This window comes from Mariniflexile sp. (assembly GCF_052728615.1).
Genome location: NZ_JBFVFE010000113.1, coordinates 1 through 3,096, shown reverse-complemented (window position 1 = coordinate 3,096; position 3,096 = coordinate 1). Strand labels below are relative to the sequence as shown.

Below are 3,096 nucleotides of genomic sequence, written 5' to 3'. Positions count from 1 at the left end.
CAGATATAAGTAAATATAAGTCTTTTTAATAAAATGGATAGTTTTATCTGAATTAAATTTAAAATTTCCTGAACTGTATATTTTCCGGGAAAGACCCGTTAATTCAGATATCTCTTTGCTATATTTATACAACAACCCACAGATAAATAATCCATCGTATGGTTGATACCTGTTCCAAAAGAAAAATCCAACTGAACATTATCTTTTAGTAAATAATGCGAATCAAGTGTTGAAAAGTAAAACCCATTACGATTTATACGACAATATAGGTGGCGTTAGCCCTAAAATCGTCGTAGATACACGTTAATTAAATAAAAAGGGGCGTAGCCCTGTTATCTTGGTAAAATAACACGATAATGAACAAAAAAGATATAGCCCTGAAATTTAATAAACATGGCGAACACGTACACAATTGTTTTATAAAAGATGTCAGGGCTAAAGCCCCTAATCCGTCATCATGGCTCATTTTGCTATTAAGACTACAGGGCTAACGCCCCTAAGTCAAGCGCATAATCCAATTTTCTCTCAGCTAAATAGTTGCAATATTTTAACTCTTGATTCGCATAAATAGGTAATTCCAGCATCGAAACTGGCTTCGTGATTTTCAAACTCGATTATATTTCCATAAGGCTCCATATAGAGTCCAAAGGTGTCTGTAATGGATATTCCTAAAGCTGCCGAATAGGTTAAATGGCCGTTTCCTTCTCCAAAATAATCGTATCCAACATTGTAACCAATGCTCATGGTGTCACTTAATCCATGAGAGATGGAAAGTTTGTTAATCGTCCCAGATGTATCGTTGGTTAGGGATTTTGAACCTGTTGGAAGTACAAGATGTGATATAAAAGCGATTTCGGCATTCACGTTTTCTTTTTTGAACAACTGAATTTTTGTTCCAATTTCCAAATCGCTGATACCACTGACTTCTTGAGATGAATTCTGGTCCTTTAAACTTTCAAACTGGCTCAAAACTCTTATTTCAATCCCATTTGTAATCCCATATCGAAATAAGGTTGTAGGTGCCAGAAGTTGCCTTTCTGAGCTAAAATCATCTTCAGAAAAACTTAATAAAATACCGGTTTCTATTTGTAAACTTCCTTTTTCTATGGTTGAAGAACTTTCGGTTTGGTCTGGTCTATCGGTTATAATGGTTTGTGCGAATACCGAGCAGGCTGTTAAGCACAGCACTAAAACTGAATAATATACTTTCTTCATGTGTTTTTCGGTTTAGTATATGACAAAAATATCTCAAGGTATCAAACTAATGACTTTTTTTGACCCCTCCGCCTATCGGCACCTCTCCTTAAAAAAGGGGAGGAATTATAAGAAGCAACTTCAGTTACTAAAAAATAATTCTCCAAAATTGGGCCACTAAAAAAGTTACGATAAACCCTAAAATTACGGGCATAATGGAAGCAAAGACGGTCCATTTAACACTTTTTGTTTCTTTGTAAATGGTGTAAATGGTGGTACTGCAGGGGTTGTGCAACAAACTAAAAAGCATCAGGTTTATGGCGGTCAACAAGGTCCAGCCCCCAGCTCTTAAAATATCGCCTGTGGCGTTTACAGAATCGAGTTCGAACATGACGCCTGCGCCAGAACCACCATCCATTCCGGTAACTAAAACAGTGAGCATCAATATGGTTGGAATCACAATTTCGTTCGCTGGAATCGCCACTATATAAGCCAATAAAATCACACCGTTCAATCCTAAAAGAAACCCGAAGCCATCCAAAGAGTTAATGGTCCATGCAGCGATACTTTCATTGCCAACATAAATATTGGAAATCAGCCAAATAACGGCACCGGCAGGAGCGGCAAATACAATGGCGCGCCACAAAACGATGGTGGTTCTATCAATTAACGAAGTATATAAGGTTTTCCAAAAACGGGGCGGGCGATACGGAGGCAACTCTAAATTAAAGGTAGAAACCTCGCCTTTTAACATGGTTTTAGACAAAGCCCAAGACACTCCAAACATAAAAGCCATTCCTAAAACTGCAATACCTATAACGGCCAATAAAGATGCCAGACTGGAAAAAGCAGCAGGTGCCACAGCCCCTATAAAAATGGTGGCAATCAATATTTGGGTCGGCCAACGCCCATTACAAAGCGAAAAGTTATTGGTGATAATCGCAATTAAACGTTCCCGGGGGCTATCAATAATACGCGTAGCCACCACGCCAGCGGCATTACAGCCAAAACCCATACTCATGGTCAAGGCCTGTTTTCCATGGGCACCGGATTTTTTGAATAAACTATCCAGATTAAATGCCACACGGGGTAAATAACCGAAATCTTCCAACAGCGTAAACATGGGAAAAAATATCGCCATGGGCGGAAGCATGACGGCTATGACCCAAGCAACAGCTAAATACACGCCATCAATTAAAAAACCAACTAGCCACCAAGGCATGCTCATACTTGCTGCTAAGCTTTTTAATGCAGGATGTACTTTATCCAATAAAAGTTGTGCCAATAAAGACGATGGGTAGTTTGCCCCAACAATAGTAAGCCATAAAACGGTGGCCAATATTAAAAACATAATAGGAAACCCAAAGGTTTTACTGGTTACTATTTTATCGATTTGCCTGTCTAATCTAAATCGTTTTTTAGAATTATCTACTTGCACTGTGTCGCTCACTATTTGGGCAGCATCGGCGTAGATACCTTCGGTTAAATTATCGTGAAAATCATCGCCAATTTGCCAGCGCAATTCGTTGGATAATTCTAAAATACGTTCTATGTTTTTATTTTTCATTTTTTGTTCTCAAATTAGAATGTATGACACTCTTTATAAAATTTAAACACGAATGGCACGAATCTATTCCTTTATTAAAAATATTCGCAGAAGGATTGCTATTCGTTTCGCGAATTTACCAGACTTTCAGTCAGTTTAATTTCCATAGTACTTTAATAAGAAATTTATTTGACAAATACCCATTATGGGTTAAACTAATTCTCCTGTTCTTAATGCTTCAATAATATGTGTGTCGCCTTCCAATAACCTAAATGCTAACCATCTGCTATTAGGGATATCGGGAAACTCCTTTTCAATTTCAGCGGAAAGCGTTTTAACCGCATTTTCAATATTGT

The 3,096-nt window shown here is 37.8% G+C and carries 2 protein-coding genes and 1 pseudogene; all 3 read right to left on the bottom strand.

Annotated features, from left to right (window positions below; all coding sequences use genetic code 11):
* Positions 1–525: 525 nt before the first annotated feature.
* Entirely contained in the window at positions 526–1,215 is a 690-nt protein-coding gene (locus ACU1LP_RS19400; RefSeq protein ID WP_445734270.1) for a transporter, read from the bottom strand.
* A gap of 127 nt (positions 1,216–1,342) precedes the next feature.
* Positions 1,343–2,743, bottom strand: a pseudogene (locus ACU1LP_RS19395) (nucleoside recognition domain-containing protein); the annotation flags it as partial.
* 207 nt (positions 2,744–2,950) lie between these two features.
* Positions 2,951–3,091: a hypothetical protein gene (locus tag ACU1LP_RS19390; protein WP_445737093.1), complete on the bottom strand. Its 141-nt coding sequence runs from the start codon at positions 3,089–3,091 to the stop codon at positions 2,951–2,953.
* Positions 3,092–3,096 lie beyond the last annotated feature (5 nt).